The organism is Jiella mangrovi (genome assembly GCF_017815135.1).
GTDB classification, from domain to species: domain Bacteria; phylum Pseudomonadota; class Alphaproteobacteria; order Rhizobiales; family Rhizobiaceae; genus Jiella; species Jiella mangrovi.
In genome coordinates, this window is record NZ_JAGJCF010000017.1 from 75,436 (window position 1) to 95,392 (window position 19,957).

At 63.8% G+C, this 19,957-nt stretch carries 13 protein-coding genes and 1 tRNA gene; 9 read left to right on the forward strand and 5 right to left on the reverse strand.

Going from position 1 to position 19,957, the window contains the following annotated elements; genetic code table 11:
• Positions 1–173 precede the first annotated feature (173 nt).
• The 3 genes from J6595_RS18415 to J6595_RS18425 are packed head-to-tail and all read left to right on the forward strand — an operon-like array spanning position 174 to position 5,777.
• Positions 174–944, forward strand: coding sequence for an ImuA family protein (locus tag J6595_RS18415; protein WP_209596473.1), 771 nt, complete (start codon positions 174–176; stop codon positions 942–944).
• The gene (locus J6595_RS18420; RefSeq protein WP_209596474.1) at positions 853–2,409 is read left to right on the forward strand and encodes a Y-family DNA polymerase; all 1,557 of its coding nucleotides are present in this window, start codon (positions 853–855) and stop codon (positions 2,407–2,409) included. Before J6595_RS18415 ends, J6595_RS18420 begins: the two co-directional genes overlap by 92 nt.
• On the forward strand, positions 2,406–5,777 hold the full coding sequence (locus tag J6595_RS18425; RefSeq protein ID WP_245198802.1) for an error-prone DNA polymerase: 3,372 nt from the start codon (positions 2,406–2,408) through the stop codon (positions 5,775–5,777). The genes J6595_RS18420 and J6595_RS18425 overlap by 4 nt, the downstream gene beginning before the upstream one ends.
• Before the next feature lie 71 nt (positions 5,778–5,848).
• Here the strand turns inward: J6595_RS18425 and J6595_RS18430 are convergent, their stop codons facing one another.
• The gene (locus tag J6595_RS18430; protein ID WP_209596476.1) at positions 5,849–7,720 is read right to left on the reverse strand and encodes a CHASE2 domain-containing protein; all 1,872 of its coding nucleotides are present in this window, start codon (positions 7,718–7,720) and stop codon (positions 5,849–5,851) included.
• Positions 7,721–7,771: 51 nt separating this feature from the next.
• Positions 7,772–8,257, reverse strand: coding sequence for a FecR domain-containing protein (locus tag J6595_RS18435; protein WP_245198805.1), 486 nt, complete (start codon positions 8,255–8,257; stop codon positions 7,772–7,774).
• Between the two features lie 395 nt (positions 8,258–8,652).
• Between J6595_RS18435 and J6595_RS18440 the strand changes: the two genes are divergently transcribed.
• Positions 8,653–10,191: an undecaprenyl-phosphate glucose phosphotransferase gene (locus J6595_RS18440; protein ID WP_425342177.1), complete on the forward strand. Its 1,539-nt coding sequence runs from the start codon at positions 8,653–8,655 to the stop codon at positions 10,189–10,191.
• 26 nt (positions 10,192–10,217) lie between these two features.
• Here J6595_RS18440 and dusA read toward each other — a convergent pair whose 3' ends face one another.
• Positions 10,218–11,351: a tRNA dihydrouridine(20/20a) synthase DusA gene (gene dusA / locus J6595_RS18445; RefSeq protein WP_280891395.1), complete on the reverse strand. Its 1,134-nt coding sequence runs from the start codon at positions 11,349–11,351 to the stop codon at positions 10,218–10,220.
• A 322-nt stretch (positions 11,352–11,673) separates the two neighbouring features.
• Here dusA and J6595_RS18450 point away from each other — a divergent pair.
• The 3 genes from J6595_RS18450 (at position 11,674) to J6595_RS18460 (ending at position 16,212) form a co-directional block, all read left to right on the forward strand.
• Positions 11,674–11,749 (forward strand) — tRNA-Ile (locus tag J6595_RS18450).
• Between the two features lie 85 nt (positions 11,750–11,834).
• On the forward strand, positions 11,835–13,583 hold the full coding sequence (locus tag J6595_RS18455; protein ID WP_209596480.1) for a DUF6538 domain-containing protein: 1,749 nt from the start codon (positions 11,835–11,837) through the stop codon (positions 13,581–13,583).
• Between the two features lie 1,003 nt (positions 13,584–14,586).
• Entirely contained in the window at positions 14,587–16,212 is a 1,626-nt protein-coding gene (locus J6595_RS18460; RefSeq protein WP_209596482.1) for an FUSC family protein, read from the forward strand.
• A gap of 384 nt (positions 16,213–16,596) precedes the next feature.
• Here J6595_RS18460 and J6595_RS18465 read toward each other — a convergent pair whose 3' ends face one another.
• Together J6595_RS18465 and J6595_RS18470 are read right to left on the reverse strand one after the other, a co-directional pair.
• Complete coding sequence (locus J6595_RS18465; RefSeq protein WP_209596484.1) at positions 16,597–16,875, reverse strand: ribbon-helix-helix protein, CopG family; 279 nt, start codon at positions 16,873–16,875, stop codon at positions 16,597–16,599.
• Complete coding sequence (locus J6595_RS18470) at positions 16,872–17,576, reverse strand: nucleotide-binding protein (RefSeq protein ID WP_209596486.1); 705 nt, start codon at positions 17,574–17,576, stop codon at positions 16,872–16,874. The genes J6595_RS18465 and J6595_RS18470 overlap by 4 nt, the downstream gene beginning before the upstream one ends.
• A gap of 417 nt (positions 17,577–17,993) precedes the next feature.
• Between J6595_RS18470 and J6595_RS18475 the strand changes: the two genes are divergently transcribed.
• The gene (locus tag J6595_RS18475) at positions 17,994–18,671 is read left to right on the forward strand and encodes a hypothetical protein (RefSeq protein WP_209596487.1); all 678 of its coding nucleotides are present in this window, start codon (positions 17,994–17,996) and stop codon (positions 18,669–18,671) included.
• Between the two features lie 157 nt (positions 18,672–18,828).
• Positions 18,829–19,830 carry a hypothetical protein gene (locus tag J6595_RS18480; RefSeq protein WP_209596489.1) on the forward strand — a complete coding sequence of 334 codons (1,002 nt, stop codon included), beginning with the start codon at positions 18,829–18,831 and terminating at the stop codon, positions 19,828–19,830.
• Positions 19,831–19,957: the final 127 nt, after the last annotated feature.

Here is a 19,957-nt window from a genome sequence, read left to right on the forward strand (position 1 = left end):
TCGTGTTGCCGGGCCACCATCGCCGAGAAGCCTTGAGACTCACGGGCTTGCCATCCGGGCACCGTGCAAAGTGGCATTCCGGCGCAAGGTCCGCGCCATGCGACCGCTTGACTCAGGGGCGGAAATTATAGAACAAAATAGGAACAATTGTTTCTCTCAAGGCCTGCCAGAGCGTGTCGTCCCTATCCGCCCCCATCGCTGACATCGCGTCCCTGCGCGCCCGGATCGACACGATCGGGAGCGGCAGGAAACGCGCGAAATCGGCGCTCGCCTTCGGCGTCGAAGCGCTGGACGAGCGGCTGCCGGAGGGCGGCCTTGCTCGCGGCGTCCTGCATGAGATCGCCGGCGGCGGGCGCAATGGCGGCGACGGCCCGGCCGCCTCGCTCTTTGCCGCGGGCATCGCCGCGCGCACCAAGGGCAAGGTGCTGTGGTGCCTGTCGCGGCCGGACCTCTTCGCCCCCGCCCTTGCCCAGGTCGGCCTTGCGCCGGACCGGGTGATCTATGTCGAGGGCCGCGACGACAAGACCGTCCTTGCCTGCATGGAGGAAGGGCTTGCCCATGGCGGGCCGGCGGTGGTCGTCGGCGAGACGGCGCGGCTGTCGATGACCGCCTCGCGGCGGCTGAACCTTGCAGCCGAGAAGACCGGCTCGCTCGCCATCCTCGTCCGCCGCTGGTCGCGGCCGCAAGAGGCCGAGGATTTCGGCCGACCGACCGCCGCCGCCACCCGTTGGCGCATCTCCGCTCTGCCCGCCGCGCCCTTGCCGGTTCAAGGTGTCGGGCGGTCGCGCTGGCGGGTCGAACTCATCCGCTCTCGTGGCGGGCAAACCGTCGATCTCGAACTGGAGGCCTGCGATGAAACGGGTCGTCTCGCTTTTCTTGCCGACCTTTCCGACCGATCGGCTGCGCCGCCTGTGGAACGGCAAAAACGCCGGGCCAGTGCATGACGGGGCGCACAGCCAGGGTCCCGTCGACCTGCCGCTGGTGCTGATCGGCCGCGAGAAGAACCGCCGCGTGGTGATGGCGGCCGACGCCGCCGCCCGGGCCGGCGGCCTTCGCGTCGGCACGGCGGCAGCGACGGCAACGGCGATGGTCGCCGATATCGAGACCGAGGAGCACGATCCGGCCGCCGATGCCAAGGCACTGGAGCGCCTGGCGCTTTGGGCGCTCGAACGGTTTTCGCCGATCGTCGCCGTCGACGGGACGGACGGCATCGTCATCGATTCCACCGGCGCCGATCACCTTCATGGCGGCGAAGCGGCGATGCTGAAGACGCTCGTCGGTCGCCTTGCGAGCGCCGGAATCACCGCCCACGCCGCCGTCGCCGACAGTTGGGGCGCCGCCCATGCTTTGGCCCGCCATGGCGCCGAGCCCGTCCTCGTCGCGCCGCGAAAGCACGGGACGGCGATCCTCGAGCCCTTGCCGGTCGAGGCCCTGCGTCTTTCTTCCAGCACGGCCGAAGCCCTGCGCGATCTCGGCTTTTCGACCATCGGCGATCTTTTCGCCACGCCCCGCGCGCCGCTGGCCCTGCGCTTCGGCGAAGACCTCACCCGCCGGCTCGATCAAGCGGCCGGGCGGCGCTGCGAGCCGATCGAGCCGTTGCGCGCACCCGAAACCGTTGTGGCGCAACGCAATTTCGCCGAGCCGATCGGCGCCGCCGAAACCATCGCCCGCTATGTCGGCAAGCTGGTGGTGACGCTTTGCGACGAGTTGGAGGAAAAGGGTCTCGGCGTTCGCCGGCTCGATCTCCTCTGCCGCCGGGTGGACGACAGGATCGAGGCCGTACGCGTTTCGACCGCGCGGCCGGTGCGCGAGGTTAGCCGGCTCACGCGTCTTCTCTGCGACAAGATCGAAACGATCGCGCCGGGCTACGGCATCGAGGCGATGACCCTCGTCGCAACTTCGGCCGAGCCGCTTGCCCCCCATCAAAAGCTCGCCGCCCTCACCGAGGAGATCCTGCCCGACGTCTCCAGCCTGATCGACGTCATCGCCAACCGCGTCGGCGAGGACCGGCTCTATCGCCTTGCCCCCGTCGAAAGCGACGTCCCGGAACGCTCGGTGAGGCGCATCGCGCCGCTCGCACCGGAGACCGGCCAGAGCTGGCGGCTCGACTGGCCGCGCCCATCCCGCCTGCTGAAGCGACCCGAACCCATCGAAACGCTCGCCCTTCTGCCCGATCATCCGCCCGCCTCCTTCACCTGGCGCGGCGTCCGGCGCCGGGTGCGCGCCGCCGACGGGCCGGAGCGGATCTTCGGCGAATGGTGGAAGCGCGACGCCGAGCTTGCCGCCGTGCGCGACTATTTCAAGATCGAGGCGGAGGATGGCGAGCGCTTCTGGATCTTTCGCGCCGGCAATGGCGAGGATCAGGCGACGGGCTCCCAGCGCTGGTTCCTGCACGGGCTGTTCGGATGAGCGGCGCGGCCCGCATGCGCCGCCAGGAAAGACCCGGCCCGGCCTATGCCGAGCTGCAGGTCACCACCCATTTCAGCTTCCTGCGCGGGGCCTCCTCGCCGGAGGAACTCTTCGCGACCGCCGCCGTGATGGGGATCGAGGCGCTCGCCGTCACCGATCGCAATTCCCTCGCCGGCATGGTCCGCGCCCATGAGGCGGCGAAGGCGACCGGCGTCAGGCTCGTCGTCGGTTGCCGGCTCGACCTTGCCCACCACCTGCCCGTGCTCGTTTATCCGACGACGCTTTCCGCCTATTCCCGCCTCTGCCGCCTGCTCTCGCTCGGCAAGAAACGCGCCGGCAAGGGCGGCTGCCATCTCGAATGGGCCGATCTCGCCGAGCATCAGGCCGGGCTGATCGCCATTCTCCTGGCCCAATCTGCCGACGAGGATTGCCGGCGTCAGGCCGAACGGCTCGCGGAAACCTTCGGCGACCGGGCCTATCTCGCCCTCACCCTCTTGCGCCGTCCCGGCGACCGGCTTCGGCTCAACGCGCTTTGCGATCTGGCGGCTGAGGCGGGCCTCGCCCCGGTCGTCACCAACGACGTGCTCTTTCACGAACCGGATCGACGCATCCTCCAGGACGTCGTCACCGCGATCCGCCACAACGTCACGATCGACGAGCTGGGCTTTCGCCGGGAGCGCCATGCCGACCGGCATCTGAAGCTGCCCGACGAGATGCACCGGCTGTTCTCCCGCCACCCGGACGCGCTGGCCCGGACCATCGACATCGTTGAGCGCTGCCGCTTCTCAATGGACGAGATCGCCTATCAATACCCGGAAGAGCGCGACGATCCGGCCCTCACCGCCCAAGAGACGCTGGAAAAGCTGACATGGGAAGGCGCGGAAAGCCGCTACCCTGACGGTGTGCCGGAGACGGTCAGGAAGAACCTCGACCACGAGCTGTCGCTGATCAAACGGCTCGACTACGCCCCCTATTTCCTGACGGTGAACTCCATCGTCCGCTTCGCCCGCTCGAAGGATATCCTCTGCCAGGGCCGTGGCTCGGCGGCCAATTCCGCCGTCTGCTACGTCCTCGGCATCACCGCCATCGACCCGGCCCGATGCGACCTCCTGTTCGAGCGCTTCGTCTCGGAGGAGCGCCGAGAGCCGCCGGACATCGACGTCGACTTCGAGCACGAGCGGCGCGAGATCGTCATCCAGTGGATCTACGAGACCTATGGCCGCGAGCGGGCTGCGCTCTGCTCGACCGTCATCCGCTACCGAACCAAGGGCGCGCTGCGCGACGTCGGCAAGGCGCTCGGCCTGCCGGAGGATCTGATTTCCTTGATCTCCCGCCAGGTCTGGGGCTGGTCCGAAGGTCCGGTCGACGAGAACCATCTGAAGGAGCTGAACCTTAACCTCGCCGACCGGCGGCTGCGGATGACGCTGGAGCTTGCCGGGCAATTGCGGGGATTTCCGCGCCATCTTTCCCAGCATCCGGGCGGCTTCGTCCTGACCCGGGACCGGCTCGACGATCTCGTGCCGATCGAGCCGGCGGCGATGGACGACCGGCAGGTGATCGAATGGGACAAGGACGACATTGACTCTTTGAAGTTCATGAAGGTCGACGTGCTGGCGCTGGGCATGCTCTCCTGCATGAAGCGCGGGCTCGATTTCCTGAAGGAACACAAGGGCCTCGACCTCGATCTTGCGACGATCCCGGCCGAGGATCCGAAGACCTATGCGATGATCCGCAAGGCGGACACGCTCGGCACCTTCCAGATCGAGTCGCGGGCCCAGATGTCGATGCTGCCGCGCCTCAAGCCGGCCACCTATTACGATCTCGTCGTGCAGGTGGCGATCGTACGGCCGGGGCCGATCCAGGGCGACATGGTGCATCCGTATCTCCGCCGCCGCGAGGGCAAGGAGCAGGTCGACTATCCCAAGCCCGAACTGGAGAAAGTGCTCGGCAAGACCCTCGGCGTGCCACTGTTCCAGGAGCAGGCGATGCGCGTCGCCATCGAATGCGCCGGCTTCACGCCGGGCGAGGCGGACCAGCTGCGCAAGTCGATGGCGACCTTCAAGTTCACCGGCGGTGTCTCGGCCTTCCGCGACAAGCTCATCGCCGGCATGGTCGCCAACGGCTACGAGAAGGACTTCGCCGAGCGCACCTTCCGCCAACTCGAGGGTTTCGGTTCCTATGGCTTTCCCGAAAGCCACGCCGCCTCCTTCGCCCTCGTCGCCTATGCCTCGTCCTGGCTGAAATGCTGGCACCCGGACGTCTTCTGCGCGGCGCTTCTGAACGCCCAGCCGATGGGCTTTTACGCGCCCGCCCAGATCGTCCGCGACGCCCGCGAGCACGGCGTCGAAATCCGCCCCGTCTCGGTCGCCCATTCGCGCTGGGACTGCACCCTAGAACCGATCGACGCCCAAAAGGCGGCGAGCGGCCATCTCGCGGTCCGGCTCGGCCTTCGCATGGTCAAGGGGCTGGCCAACAGGGACGCGGCCGCGATCGTCGCCGCCCGGGCGGCGGATCCGTTCGCCTCGGTGGAAGACCTCTGGCGCCGGGCCGGCGTGCCGGTCGCCGCCCTCACCCGGCTCGCCGAGGCGGACGCCTTCAAGGACGATCTCGGGCTGTCCCGGCGCGAGGCGCTGTGGGCGATCAGGGCGCTGCGCGACGAGCCGCTGCCGCTGTTTGCCGCGGCCAGCGAAGCGGCCGCGAAACAAGCGGCGGACACCGAAGCTGCCGACTCATCCGGAACGGCGCGGCCTCGCTCGGCGACGCCCGAACTGATCGAGCCGAAGGTGGAGCTGCGCAAGCTGGCGGCGGGTGGCGAGGTAGTCGGCGACTATCGTCATGTCGGCCTGTCGCTGCGCGCCCATCCGGTCTCCTTCCTCAGGCCGGATTTGGCAAAGCGCCGCATCGTTTCTTGCCGCCATGCAATGGAAAGCCGCGACGGGCGCTGGCTGGAGGCGGCCGGGCTCGTCCTGGTGCGCCAGCGGCCGGGCAGCGCCAAGGGCGTCATGTTCATCACCATGGAGGACGAGAGCGGCATCGCCAATCTCGTCGTCTGGCCGAAGATGTTCGAAAAATTCCGCCGCATCGTCCTGACGGCGTCGATGATCTCGGCCCATGGCCGCATCCAACGCGAGGGCGAGGTCGTGCATCTCGTCGTCCACAGGCTCACCGATCTGTCCGGGGCCCTTGCCGGGATCGGCGAGCGCGAAGCGGCCTTCCCGCTTCCGCACGGGCGCGGCGACGAATTCCATCACGGCCCGCCCTCGCCCGATCCGCGCGACGCTCCGCCGCGGGCGATGCGCACGCGCGACATCTACATTCCGGACCTCCATCTCGACACGATCAAGGTCAAGGCGAGGAATTTTCGATGACGGAGCGGTCGCTTCTTCTTCGTCGCCGCGAACGTGTCACGCCCGCCTTGTGGCCTCGTCTCAGGCCTTCCTCAGCGCCAGAGACCGACCGTCATCTCCTCTTCGCGGCCGCGGATCGCCACGACCTCCCAGACGTCCGGCTCCTGAAGGCCGGCGACGTCCGCCGCATCCCAAAGCGCCTTGGAGATCGCGATGCTGGCATCGAAGGATTTGGCGACCTCCATCAGCCGGCTCGCGACATTGACGCTGTCGCCGGTCGCGGTGATGTGCTGTTCCTCGTCATGGCCGAGGCGCGACATGATCACCGGGCCGTAATGGGCGCCGAGCCGCACGCCGCCGAGCTTCGTCTCAGCCCCCTTCTCGGCGATCCAGCGGCGCACCGTGCCGATCACCGCAAGGCTCGCAACGACGGCGTTCGTGGCATCGTCGCTGCCGCCTTCGGGCAGGCCGAACACCACCATCGCCCCGTCCCCCATGAAGTTCAGCACCACGCCGCCGCGCGGCACCAGCTCCTCGACGACGAGAGTGTGGAATTCTTTCAAGACGTCGCGGGTGCGCGCGGCGCCGAGCCGCTCGCTCATGCCGGTGAAACCGGCGAGATCGACGAAAAGGACGGGCAGATCCCGCTTTTCCGGCACCATCAGATAGTCCGGATTTTCGGCGATGTGGACGGCGAGCGCCCGCGGCTGGAAGCGGCGAAGCGCCGCCTCGGCCACCACCACCATGCGGGCGAGCCGGCGATCGCGGTAGAGCCGCACGGACGCCGCGAGCCCCGCTGGCGGCAGAACAGCGGCGAGCGGCAGGACCGAGGCGAGCCAGAAGCCTTGCGATACGGCGAAAACCGTCACACCCAGCCAGGCCAGCAGCCCCACGCCCACCAGCGACAGCGCGACCGGCAGCGGCACGAAAGCGATCAGCGCGACTGCCACGCCAGCGAGGACGACCGCGGCCGCCGCGTCGATCCGGCGCACCGCGCCATCGCGGATCAATGCCGTTCCCTCGATCAGGTTGGCTGCGCCCGTCGCCAGCACCTCGACGCCCGGCATCTGCGGATCGAAGGGCGTATTGAAATTGTCGCCGATCGCCGTTGCCGTCACGCCGAGAAAAACCAGCCGGCCTTTCAGTCGCGCGTCGGTTTCGCCTTTCAGAAGCCGCGCCACGCTGATCGTTTCGATCGTCGTCGACGGGCCGTAGAAGCGTAACGGCAGATACCAGCCGATGTCGAGCGGGCGCCGCGTTTCGCCAAGCCGCACGGCATCTCCCGAGAGGGCTGCCTTGCGCCCCGTCCCGAGGCCCGCCGCCGAAAGCAGGATGGACGGCATCGGCCCCTCAGGGGTGACGACGAGCATCGGCATCAGCCGCGGCGTTCCGCCTGCATCCGCCGAGACGTTGACGAGCCCGACCTTGGCGGATTTTTTGAAGACCTCGGCGGGAGACAGAACACTTTCGGCAATCGGAACGGCGCTGGAGATGGTCTTGTCGAAGGTCGCGGCCGCCGCGATCACCGAAGGCAGCGTTGCGAGCGCCCTCGACAGCGCCGCGTTGCCGGCATCCTTTTCGCTTCCCCCGGCAAAGAGGATGTCGATCGCGATCGCCTTCGCGCCGCTCCGGCCGATCGTATCGACCAGTTGTGCCACCCTTTCGCGGGGCAGCGGATAGCCGCCTGCGTCCGTTACGGCCGCGTCGTCGATGGCGACGACGGCAACCGTTTTCGGGGCGGACAAAGGCCCTACCGCAAGGAGCCGCCAATCGAGCGTTGCGACTTCGAGCCGATCGAGCAGGCTTCCTTCTCCAGCGATCTGCTTCCTTGCAAGCCAGCCGGCCCACAGGAGCGCTGCGACGAGGAGTGCAACCGTCAGCAGCCAAGGCAGCCTGGCAGACCACCGCCGACTTTCCGGCGCAAGGTGCCGGCTCGAACGGGAAACGCCCGATGCTAACGCCATTTTTCTGAAGGTCCCAGAGCGCTTGAAGGCGGATCGTCTGCCATGTCCGCGCTACCGCCCGAAGCGCGCCAACAGGGCATCGACCCTGGGCTGCGGCCAATTGCGCACGGTGAGCGGCTCGCCCGGCCGCACATCGACCCCTTCTCCGGGCCCGAGCAGCACGGCGCTCGAGCCGTCGCGTCTGGAAACCTCGACCTTGCCGTCGACGACGAAGACCGAGCTTGTTCCGCTCTCGACATCGACGGCAAAGACCGTTCCGCGCACCGTCGCGATGGCATGGGGTGTCAGGACCTGGAATGAATCGCGCGGCGAGACCTCGATGAGAATGGCGCGGTCATCGAGATCGAGCGACCGCTGGGGCGCCTGGCTGGCGAGCGCAGCTGCTGCCTCCTTGTCGATGATCAGCCCGTTGCCGCAATCAAGGACCTCCCGGACGGGATCCTGAAGGGTGGTGGCCTTGCAGCCGGGCAGCGTTTGCGCCCACCCCTCGGCGGGCTGGAAGGCGAGCGCCATGAACACAAAGCCGGCGGCGAGCAAGGCCGCGGTCCGTCCCTGCCGCGTCGAGCTGCCCTTTCCAGGGTGCCCACGACGTTTTTCTGTGGTGCAAAGCCGGGTCATGATAATCCTGTCAAACATCGCAAGTCACTCTGGTTCGAAGGCTTGGCCGCCTCGATACGGTCGAGGCTCGATCGCATCTTTTTCGAACGCCACCCTGTGACAGCCGACACACCCGGCGCGATCCCATGAGGAACTTCGTCTGTGACCCGACTACGGGCAAGTGAAATCATATGGCACCCGACGCAACGCTTTCTTAGCGGCTTGCCACGATAATGTGGCCGGGCTGGTCTCGTCCTTTTAGCCTTGGTCGAAGAGGTCCGTGACCATGGCCCCGAAGATCCAGCCACAACGACATCAGATTCGGCGCGCGGCAGATGAATGAGCAAAACTCGCCACGGCCCATCGTGCAGGAACCCATGGTCAAGCCGGAAGCCTCGCAGGCACCCTCTCGCGATCCGGTCAAGCTCAACGAGCAGGCGGAGCAGGCGCTCGCCCATCTCGACAATGATTTCATCAGCCCGCGAATGCTCTGCAGCCTGTGGCGGATCGGCGAGACGGCCATGGTCTTCGCTGCCGGAGCCTTCTCCTGGGAATGGCGGCAGGGACTGAGCGAAACCGGCCCATGGCTGCCGCTTTCGTCAGCTCTGGCGGGCTCGCTGATCGCAGCGGCGATCATCACTTCCGCCCATGCCTACGAACTGGCCTTCCTGCGCGCGGCGCACCGCCGGATCTGGCGTGTCGTCGCCGGGCTCGGCCTCGCCATCGGTTTCGTTGCGGCCGCGCTCGGGTTTCTGGCGCCGGGAACGCTGGCGGTCTTTCCCTTCGCCACCTGGTTTTTCTTAAGTCTGGCGGTCATCGTGCCGGCCCGGTTGATCCTCGGCCTCAACCTTCGCCGCTGGGCGCGCAATGGCCGGATGGAGCGACGGGCACTGATCGTCGGCGGCGGCAAGAACGCCGAGACGCTGATCCGCAGGCTCGAAATGCAGCCGGGCAACGATATCCGCATCTGCGGCATCTTCGACGACCGGGACGATCGCCGCTCGCCGCCTCTCGTCGCCGGCTACCCCAAGCTCGGCACGATTGCCGAACTGGTGGAGTTTGCCCGCCGGACCCGGATCGACATGCTCATCGTCACCCTGCCGCTTTCGGCCGAGGAGCGGCTGCTCGTTCTGATGAAGCAGCTCTGGGTGCTTCCACTGGACATTCGCCTCGCGGCCCATGCCGGCGAGATGAAGTTCAGACCGCGCACCTATTCCTATATCGGCAGTGTGCCGATGATCGACGTCGTCGACCGGCCACTCGCCGATTGGGACGCCATCGCCAAGCGCGCGCTCGACATCACCGCTGCCTCGCTGGCGATCCTGGTGCTTTCACCGGTGATGGCTCTAGCGGCCCTCGCCGTGAAGCTCGATTCCCCCGGCCCCGTCATCTTCCGGCAGAAGCGCCACGGCTTCAACAACCAGCCCGTCGAGATCTTCAAGTTCCGCTCGCTCCATCACGCCATGAGCGACCCCGAGGCCAAGCAGATCGTAACGAAGGGGGACGCGCGCGTCACCCGCGTCGGCGCGTTCATCCGCCGGACGTCGATCGACGAGCTGCCGCAGCTCTTCAACGTCCTGCGCGGCGATCTTTCGCTGGTCGGTCCGCGCCCCCACGCGATCCATGCAAAATCCAGCCGCGACGAGACCTTCACCGAGATCGTCGATGGCTATTTCGGCCGCCACAAGGTCAAGCCCGGCATCACCGGCTGGGCGCAGATCCATGGCTGGCGCGGCGAGATCGACGATCCGGAAAAACTCGTCAGGCGCTTCGAATTCGATCTGTTCTACATCGAGAACTGGTCGCTGCTTCTCGACATGTACATCCTCGCCATGACGCCGATCAGCCTGTTCCGGTCGAAATCCGCCTACTGACGGCGGCCCATCATGCGCCGCCCGTCTCAGGCGGCCGCGCTGGCAGGCTCGAGGCGCACCAAGCGAAATGCCTCGCGGATGAGATCGGGAGACGCGCCCGGCCGCGTCGTTCCCTCCGAAAGAAGCTGGCGCCAGCGCCGCGCGCCCGGACGGCCGGAGAACAGACCGGTCATGTGGCGCGTCACGTGATTGAGCTTGCCGCCGGCGGCGACATGCCCCGCCGCATACTCCACCATCGTCTCGATCAGGCGGTCATAGTCGAACGAGGAATGCGGCTCGCCATAAAAGGCCGCGTCGACGCCGGTCAGGAGATCCGGCGTCTGATAGGCGGCCCGGCCGAGCATCACGCCGTCGAGCGCTCCCTCGGCGCCGTTAGCCATGACGGCGCTTGCGTGATCGAGTGTCTTCAACCCGCCGTTCACACCGACGAACGGCGCGCCGAGCCGCGCCTTCAGCCGGCGCACGCGCTCATGGTCGAGCGGCGGAATCTCGCGGTTTTCGCGCGGGCTGAGGCCCTGAAGCCAGGCTTTGCGGGCGTGGACCCAGATCCCCGAGACGCCGGCGGCGATCGCTTCGTCGGCCAATGCGTCGAGCGCCGGCCCGGGGTCCTGCTCGTCGACGCCAAGCCGACACTTCACCGTCACCGGCACGCCGTTGGCGGCATCGACCATGGCCGACAGGCAAGCGCCGACCAGCGCCGGATCGCGCATCAGGCAGGCGCCGAAGGTCCCGGACTGCACCCGATCCGACGGACAGCCGACATTGAGGTTGATCTCGTCATAGCCGAAGTCCAGCGCGATCGTCGTCGCGCGGTGAAGCTTTTCCGGGTCCGATCCTCCGAGCTGCAGCGCGACAGGATGCTCGGCGTCATCGAAGCCGAGCAGGCGCTCGAGGTCGCCGTGGAGGACAGCCTCATCGACGATCATCTCGGTGAAGAGCTTCGCGCGCGACGTGAGCTGGCGGTGGAAATAGCGGCAGTGACGATCGGTCCAGTCGATCATCGGCGCGACGGCGAAACGCGAGGACAGGGCGAAGGACTGCCGCGCCGGCCCGTCGACAGCCTCGTTCGGCGAGACCGAAGCCGCCTGCCCCGAACCAATCGCCCGACCATCGGCGGGCGGCACCATACGCGTCTCGATGTGCTTGTTCTCAAGGGTCATGCGCCAAACTCTTGCCAGTCGAGATGTTCGTGATCGTCTATTGAGAGGACGCAGCTGAAAGCTGGCCAGTCGGGTGACCCACTCAAAAGCGGCTCCGAAGCGTCCCGTTCTAGCGCACGCGCGGGCAGTGGAGCCACCAAGCCTTCGAAAAAGGCCCCGCCGACAATCGCGCTGCCCGCGGTTCCTTCGCCGCCAGCGCAGCGCCAGCTTTACTCTGGAATTTTCGCTCAGGAACGGCTATCGGTTCCCGGTCCACAGTTCAAGGTCACGGCCCTTTTCCCGCCCTTGCGGCAACACCGTGGCCCCTGGCTGAACCTGTGACGGGCCTGTAGCTCAATGGTTAGAGCCGGCGGCTCATAACCGCTTGGTTGGGGGTTCGAGTCCCTCCGGGCCTACCACTTTTCGTGCAAAGCACTGAAAACGCTAAACGTTGTCGCCTTTTCGGACTGGACACAGGCCGAACTGCATAACATTGTGCATAACATGGACGACGAATTGGTGTCTCTGCCTGCCTATGTAACCCAGCGAAACGGGGTCTATCAGTATGTCCGACGGGTCCCCGAGGACCTTGTCGGTCTGTTTGCCGGAACACGGATACAGCGATCACTACGGACCCGCCTTCCCGGCGAGGCCCGGCATCGGGCCGCTGCCGTCGATCTACAAATTGAACAGGAGTTCGATGCGGCACGTCGGCGGGCCGGCCTGGAGGCAGCACTTCTGCCGACCGTAGATTGGACCTGGTCCGAGTGGCAGAAGGTGATCGACTATCTGAAGGCGCGGTGGCTTCGCGATGACCTGAAAGAGCGTCTCGGCAATGCGACGGGTGAGCATTTCTCGCAGGAGGCACGAGGACGGCCGCTTTGGCTTGATGACAGGAGGCTTCGCAGCGCGATTGATCGTCACCGGAAGCTTAAGGGGATGACCGTTACGCAATATGATGCCGAAGGAGCGCCTTCACTGCGACGTACGCTCTCCGTGATCAGAGTACCCCTCCCAATAGCAAACCCCTATCGCGAAGAGTTTATGGCCGCAGCTCTGCGAGTGGAGGTCGAAGCATTGGAATTAATCTTCAAAAGGGAGTCGGGCGAAACCATTGAATATCCGCACCCCGACATGATTGAGGGTCCGTGGAAATGCAATCGAGTTCTGCCCGGAGCATCCGCAGCGTCGTGGGAGATGCCGACTGAAAAAATGCCAGCATCGGGCAAAGCGCTTTCCCTGTCCAATCCACCGAGAACGCTATCTGACTGCATCGCGGAGTGGAAAAGGGAGCGGGTACGGCTTAGGAAGAAGATTGATCCCCATCTCGTCAATGATATGCAGAAAACGGTTGCGCGGTTTGCAAGCCACTCTGGCGTCGCTCAAATCCGTCAGATTGAGCGCCACCACATTGTCCGCTTTCGCGACAGTCTCTTCGACGAAGGGCGCTATAAGGTTGCGACCATCAACAAAAAAGTGGGCTTCGTCACAACGCTAATTTCGTTGGCGGCCACCAAGGGTTGGATCGAGAAGGACATCGACGGCGGTATCTACATCGAGGTCCCTGAAGACGAGGACAAGCGCGAATCCTACACGACTGAGGAGATCAATACCCTCTTCGCGCATCCGGTCTTCACAGCTGGCGCTCGCTCAAAGGCAGTGAAGGCAGGAGGTGAATTGCAGTTTTGGCTGCCGCTCATCTCATGCTGCCATGGGCTCATCTCATCGGAAATTTTGCAACTTGGTCCCGACACGATCGTCCAACACCCAGGCACCGAAGTCTGGTGTTTTCGCGTGACAACGGCGGGCAGCCGCAGCATTAAAGCCTACTCCCGCGAACGATTTGTGCCAATCAGAAATGAGCTGCTAGATCTTGGCCTTCTTGATCTAGTGACCTTCGCACGATCCAGCTCCCTGAGTACCCTCTGGGCTTCGATCGGTCCCTCCAGGGACAATGTATCGATGGTATCGAACTATTTCTCCGCGCACTGGACATCCTTCGCTCGCAAGCAGTTGAAAGAACCTTCTGAAAGGACGTCTCTTTACTCTTTTCGTCATGCCTTTAAGGACGAGATGGATCGCAGGGAAGTACCTCTAGAGGTGAAACGAGCGCTTCTTGGGCATGCTGACGGAGGAACAACCGGGCGATATGGTACGAAGAAGTCTCCCCGTCCGGTCGACATCGGACGCCTGAAAGCTGCAATCGACACATTGGAATGGGAGTTTATGGCAAAGCTGATGAAGCCGCGATAGAAGGCATTTGTCATTCGGCTCGGCATGTTTGCACGACGGATCACAGGCAATTTGGGGAAGCTTGTCGCAAACTTTAACCACGCATCTTTCCGGAACCCGTCGGTGAGCTTTTTGGCTTTCAAATGACGGAGGGTCTTTCGAAGATCTTGACGCGCTCGCGGAAAGGCAGACGGGGTGCGGCTAACAGGTTCGGATCGCGCTGAAGTCCGTCGGCTGTGTCTCAGTCCGATGCCTACGTTTTCTGCAGCAACCGGGCATTGCGAGCGACCAAAATTCAGCTGACCGGAACGAGTGTTGAGTTCAATCGACAAAATCGTGTCAGTCGGGAAACCTGGATTCCCAGCCCACTTTACAACCGCCTGAATCCTTTGCGCTTCTTCAGACAATTTTGTCACATGTGGACCAGCACGGTGGACCCGTCAAGACTGGCCTACCCGATTGTGAGGACCTTGTTGGGAGAGCAGCCCTTGGTGACTTGGTCGGCATGGCCGGCGAGGCCTTTCCATCAAACCGATTGCAGCACCCAACTATGGCCCCGGTGGCCGATAGTCCGGCAAAGGAACTGGTCGCTTTCAGGTGTGAACGCGGCACGAAGTTTCGGCCGCGAACTCAGCTTCGGCAAGCGCACTGCCGCACCGCAGTACCCATGATACCGGACCGGTTTCAGACGGAAGACGTGTAGGAACGCCGCGCTGGTACGGGGACGTCGTCTGTGCCGATCATACTCTCATTCCTTATCCGGCGGCTGCGACCTTTCATAGTCTGACTGGTCGCCACCTAAATCATCGCAAGGTCGAAAGAGGATCGCTGCGTCATGGGCGAACCGAGGCCCGATAGTCCCGGCAGTGAGCTGCTGGCGAAGGATGCGTCTGCGTGGCGCCAGAACACCTCAAGCAAACCTAAGGATGAATTTTCGCAAGCGTCGACTATGGCACGATGGCGCGAGAGAGGGGCTGGCGAGAGGCCAAGCAGAGACTGAGATGCTGATGGACACCGCGAGGCCATGAACGGGCCGCAGGCGATCTACGCCTTCAAGGTGGCGCTGGCGACGGTGCTCGCCCTCGCCTTTTCCTTCATGCTCGACCTGCCGAACACCTACTGGGCGCTGATGACCATCCCGCTCGTCGCCCGGCCCGATGCCGGCTCCATGGTCTGGCGCAGTGCGGCGCGGCTCGCCGGGACACTGATGGGCGCGCTCGTCGGGTTAATGCTGATCGCCAACTTCGCCCAGACGGCGGGGCAAATGATTGCAGCGCTGGCACCGTGGATCTTCGCCACGAGCTATCTCGCCCGGCTGATGAGCGGCACGGATGCCTATGCCTACAGCGTCGCCGGCCTCACCGCACTCGTCATCGTGCTCGACACCGGCTCGAACGCTCCCGCGGCCTACGGCTATGCCCTCGCCCGGACGACCGAGACCGCAGTCGCCATCGTCGCGAGCTTCGTTGTCCTCCTTGTCGTTTTCCCGGTTTCCGTCGAGAACCAGGTGAAGGGCCAGATCGCCAGCGCCAGAAGCCGGATGCTCAATCTTGCCAGGGCCGATCTTTCCGATGAAGCCACCGTCGCGATTGGTGAGCGGAAGGCCGTCTTCTCTGAGCTTCTCGCAATCCATACCACGTTAAGGGCCCAGGCCTTCGAGCGCTCGCGACGGAACTGGCGGCTGCCGCGGATGACAGAGGTCGCGGTGCTTCTCAACCGCACCCTCGTCGCGGCGGATGCCGCGGCCTTCGCGCTCGGCAAATTTTCTCCGGCCGAGCGCCAGGGCCGTGTCGAAGAGGAGCGGGCGACCCTTTGCCGGATGCTTGCCGACTATCCGCCACAGCGGACGAGCGTCGAAGAGACACGAGCCGATGTCGGGGCGATTGAGCGATTCATTGCCTCCCTCGATCCCTATACGCTGGTTCACCATCTGACCCGTACGCCGGGCCTGATCGACGAGTCCCTGCCTCGCCGTGTCGCGGCGCTCTACCGGCTCCGCCTCTTCGCCGAGAGCCTGCGCGATCTTCTTGTTGCCGAAGCGGCTCTTCTCGATCCGGACACGCCGACGCCGAGGGCCGAACCCATCAGCGCCCGCTACTACAACCTTGAAGCCGCCTATCAGTTCGGCTCCTTCGGATCTTCCGACATCGGTGCCTGGACGACATCCGCCGACATCGGCTACACCCTCGACGCGCTGCCCTTCTCGCCCCGTCTCGGGCTGAAAGCCGACGCAATTTCGGGCGGCGGCGATCTCAACGATAACCGCCTCGGGACATTCAACCCGCTGTTTCCCAAGCTCCCCTATTTCTCGGAAGCCAATCTCGCCGCCCCGGCCAATCTTCTCGATATCCAGCCCGGAATTTCGATTTCACCACGCGACGATCTGAAAATGGAGTTCAGCTGGAATCCGTTGTGGAAGCAGTCGAAGGAAGATGCGTTCTACGGCCCGCCACTCACGGCAGTCAAAGGCACAGCCGGCGGCAACAGCCGCTTCATCGGCCAGCAATTCATCGCATCCGGCGACTGGTCTGTCACCGAGCGGCTGTCGGTCTCCGGCACTTATGTGCGTTTTGAGCCCGGCGCTCGTTTGAAAGAAATCGATGCATCGTCGGGCGATTATTTCGCGCTCTCGACCCAGTGGCGTTTCTAGATCGCCTCGACCGATCGGCAGCGTTGAGACTGTCGCTTGAATGGCCGCGACGTAACAGAACTCTGTCAACGCGAGGTCAGCGGCGGCATCGCGGCATCGCGGCATCGCGGCATCGCGGCATCGCGGCATCGCGGCATCGCGGCATCGCGGCATCGCGGCATCGCGGCATCGCGGCATCGCGGCATCGCGGCATCGCGGCATCGCGGCATCGCGGCATCGAATGGATGTCTTGGACGCCCGTCCTTGTCAAATGGCGCTTGGTCTAGCTGCCGGTCATATAATCAGGAGTCATATTTCGAACGCACCGTAGAACGCGCGAGATCAACGGGTCCCACGCCGGCAGCGCGGCATCAGCATCCGCCGATTCAGGCGGATTTGGACCATTTAGCGGCGTCGCCGCTTGGCTTTCAAAAACGTCGCGAAGTCCGAGTCGATTTCAACGATGCCCTCCCCTGTACGCGAGCGCAGGCATTCGTCGAGAAGGAGGACAATCAATTCGTTACGGCTCAGTCCTTCAGCTCTAGCCTCCGCGTCAACTCTGTCGAGGACCTTCTGTGAGACCCTGATCGTCGTTGCCCCGGGGGATTTGCCAGTCGACGCATCCTCGCCAGACGCGGTCTCTGTCTTGTGGTTTCCCAGCAGTTCCATACGCAGTTTTTTCATATTGTTTCCGTAATTCGAATAATCGTCGCGATCTCTTCAAAGAGAGATTCAAACTCGTTCCTAGAGCGAAGCGTAAACCGCTGCGTGAATGCAGTGCCTCCGACGTCCATGGCGTCGCGTAGCGGTACACGCCGCGTGATCACGGTTTTCATGAAAAATCGGCTCAGAACGGCATTGTCGAGATAGCCCCGGATGGCGCTGGATACCTCTGCTTGACTACCGTCAAGCCGATCCTCCGTGGCAGACGGATCGACCAGCGAAAGGACAAAACGGAGGGGGCGTCCGCGCGCAGTCGCTTTCTTAAATGTCCTCAACGCCGGCCCACGGTCTCGCGCGGATGTAGAAAGCGGAATCAGCACGAGATCCGCACAATCGATAGCGGCAATGTGCGCTGCGAGAACCGCGCCGCACGTGTCGATAACGACAACATCGACGGTCGTGAGGCGCTGCAAAGCCCCTAAAACATCAGCCGGGTCGACTTTGATTACGTCGATCCTCCCGCCTGCCTGTCGCCATTCGACACAGGAATGTTGATCGGTATCCGTGTCGAGAATCGCGACCGTGTATCCCGCTGCGGCGGCAGCGGCCGCTAAATTGATGACGAGACCGGACTTCCCGACGCCACCCTTCCCGCTCGCAATGGTGATCCGCGCTTGTTTGCGTTTACCGTGACCATCAACCTGTACATCTCTGACTGGCATGACTTGCCTCATCGAATCAGCATCGATCCGATGATCTCGCTCTCACGACCGAAATCGGCATGCTAACTTGTTGAATAGCCCCCCAAGCGACTGCGTGAGGGTTATGAGTTGCAATCTCGCAACAGCGCATTGATGCCAACTCAGGCCTAAATGCAGCGGTCGCGCAGCGGAACAAATCTCGCCCAACGCGTAATGTTTGAAAGGATAAAACTTTATGTAATTTCGATATATTAACCCCGAACGAATTGGGGCGAATGTCACTATTTACATTGTGGAATTTGGTCTTATCTTCCCCGCATCGGCATCATTTCGACTGCCGACCATAGATCAGGAAGCAGGCGACCGCATGGGGCGGCCGCCGGGGGAGCGCCAACTCCGCCCAGCGACCTGACCAACTGTCTCGATAGGAGAGAACAGATGGCTGACGCTTTCATTGCGCGCACAGCGACGACGTGCAAGACCACTCCCGATTTTTCTGACGAAGATAGTCATCCCGATGTCGCTGGCCTTCAGGGCTGGGCCATGTCGGACGAGGACGGGACCTGCCTCGCACACTTCATCTCGCGCCCGATCGGCTCGCGGGAGATCTGTGGTATCCCATACATCACCGGCTTGGGGCCGATCATGCGGATCACCGAGATCCCCGATCTGCCGGACGAGTTCAAGACGCAGATGATTGAGGCGGCACAGTCCGCAAGGCGCCAGTCCTACCTGAACAGGGAGTACGGCGAAGTCGACGACGTCGGCCGCCTCAGTGTGGGCGAGCGCGCTTCTGTCGAAGCTTCCGATCCCACTCTGATCTGCGACCACGACAGCATGAAGTCTGACACGCCGGCACCGAACAGGACGGGTCCCGTCTTTTCTGGACGGGAGGTGGCGACCGCTCGCCGAATCCTCGCGGCGATCGCACAGGTCGGCGAATATGTTGCCGATCTCGACCAGGGCCACGCGGCATGCGCCAACGCTCTGTTGCACACGCACGTCGTTACCGAAGACCTTTGCTTGAAGCTCGTCGGCCTCGACCTCGTCACGGCGACGCGCACCGCAAACGGTTTCGTTCTTCGCTCTCCGACGGACAATCCGCAAGTCGGCTGACGTCATTCGCGACACCGCGTGGCTTCAGAAGCGGCCAACTCGTCGCGGTAGTCTGACGCCCCCTGCTTTTCGGTCCGCTTGCCATTCGTGGCCGGCGGCGGTCCCCTTCCCTTCCGCTCATCATGACCTGACGACCTCGTCAGGCAGGAGGAATCCTATGTCCAATCGTGATCGTAAACCTTTTGGCCACGCCATCCCCCGGCTGTCCCGCCGGGTCCTTTCCGGACGTCCACCGCGCAATCCCGGAGCGGAATCGGCGGCATCGAAGGCGGAAGATCCCGTCTGTGGTACCATCGATGCCATTGCCCGTTCGATTGTTGACGATGCTCTCGTCAGCGCGGAGGCGCTGGAAGCCGATCCGATGCTTGGCGAATATTCTACCATCGCCAGTCTATTTCGGTCGATCGTGACGCGATCCGGGCAGGCGATCCCCGACGTGATTGCTGTCGCCCTTCGCGAGAATCCGCACTACCTCGTTCTCAGGGAACATCCGTTGCCCCTGACACGGACGGCCGACGAGATCGTTCGAAACAATAATCAGCGCACGCTCGACGTTGAAGTGCGAGCGGATACGCAGGTTCTCGGCTTCTTCGCAACGGATCTGGTCGTTATCGATCTAACGACGCGGCACGCGACTCTGATCGAATGCATCCGCGGCAGCGTTCCGCTTTCCGGTCCTCGAACAAAGTCCCTTGTCCGAACCGTTCGGACGGCAGCTATGAGCGCACGTAGCGCTCTCGAAGCCGAGGGCCATCGCGTCAACGGCGTCGGTTGCGCGGTTTTCGATCGCTATGGCCGAGCAGGGCACGACGAAGCGATGACAATTCGCGCCGGTGAGATCGACAGGTTTCTTGATGCTCCGATCATACGCCTTCTCGATCGTCTCGACCAAAGGATTCGGGACAGGCTGGCCACGATTATCGAGCCGGAGCCCGACGCGTCTGGCACTTCTAGCGAGGATGCCACGCGAGAAAGCCGCTTGATCGATCATGGCGATAATGTTGCTCATTTGTCGGATGATGAGGTCAAGCCGTCCAAGGACCGGGCCACGCCGCCCCCTCGCGTGATCGACCTGAGCCGCTCGATCGGCCCTGCCGAATTGCGGCGAATGATGAGCGGTATCGAACAGGCCGATCGTCATCCCGAGCCGTCTCACTGACCGCCTGACCCGTCTGATTTGTCTCAACTAGGCCTACAGTCTGTTCCCGCATCAGCTAGGCATCCAGATTCGCGCTACTGATCGGGTACATTCGGCCGCATGCCCGAAGGTCTCACACCAATGCCGC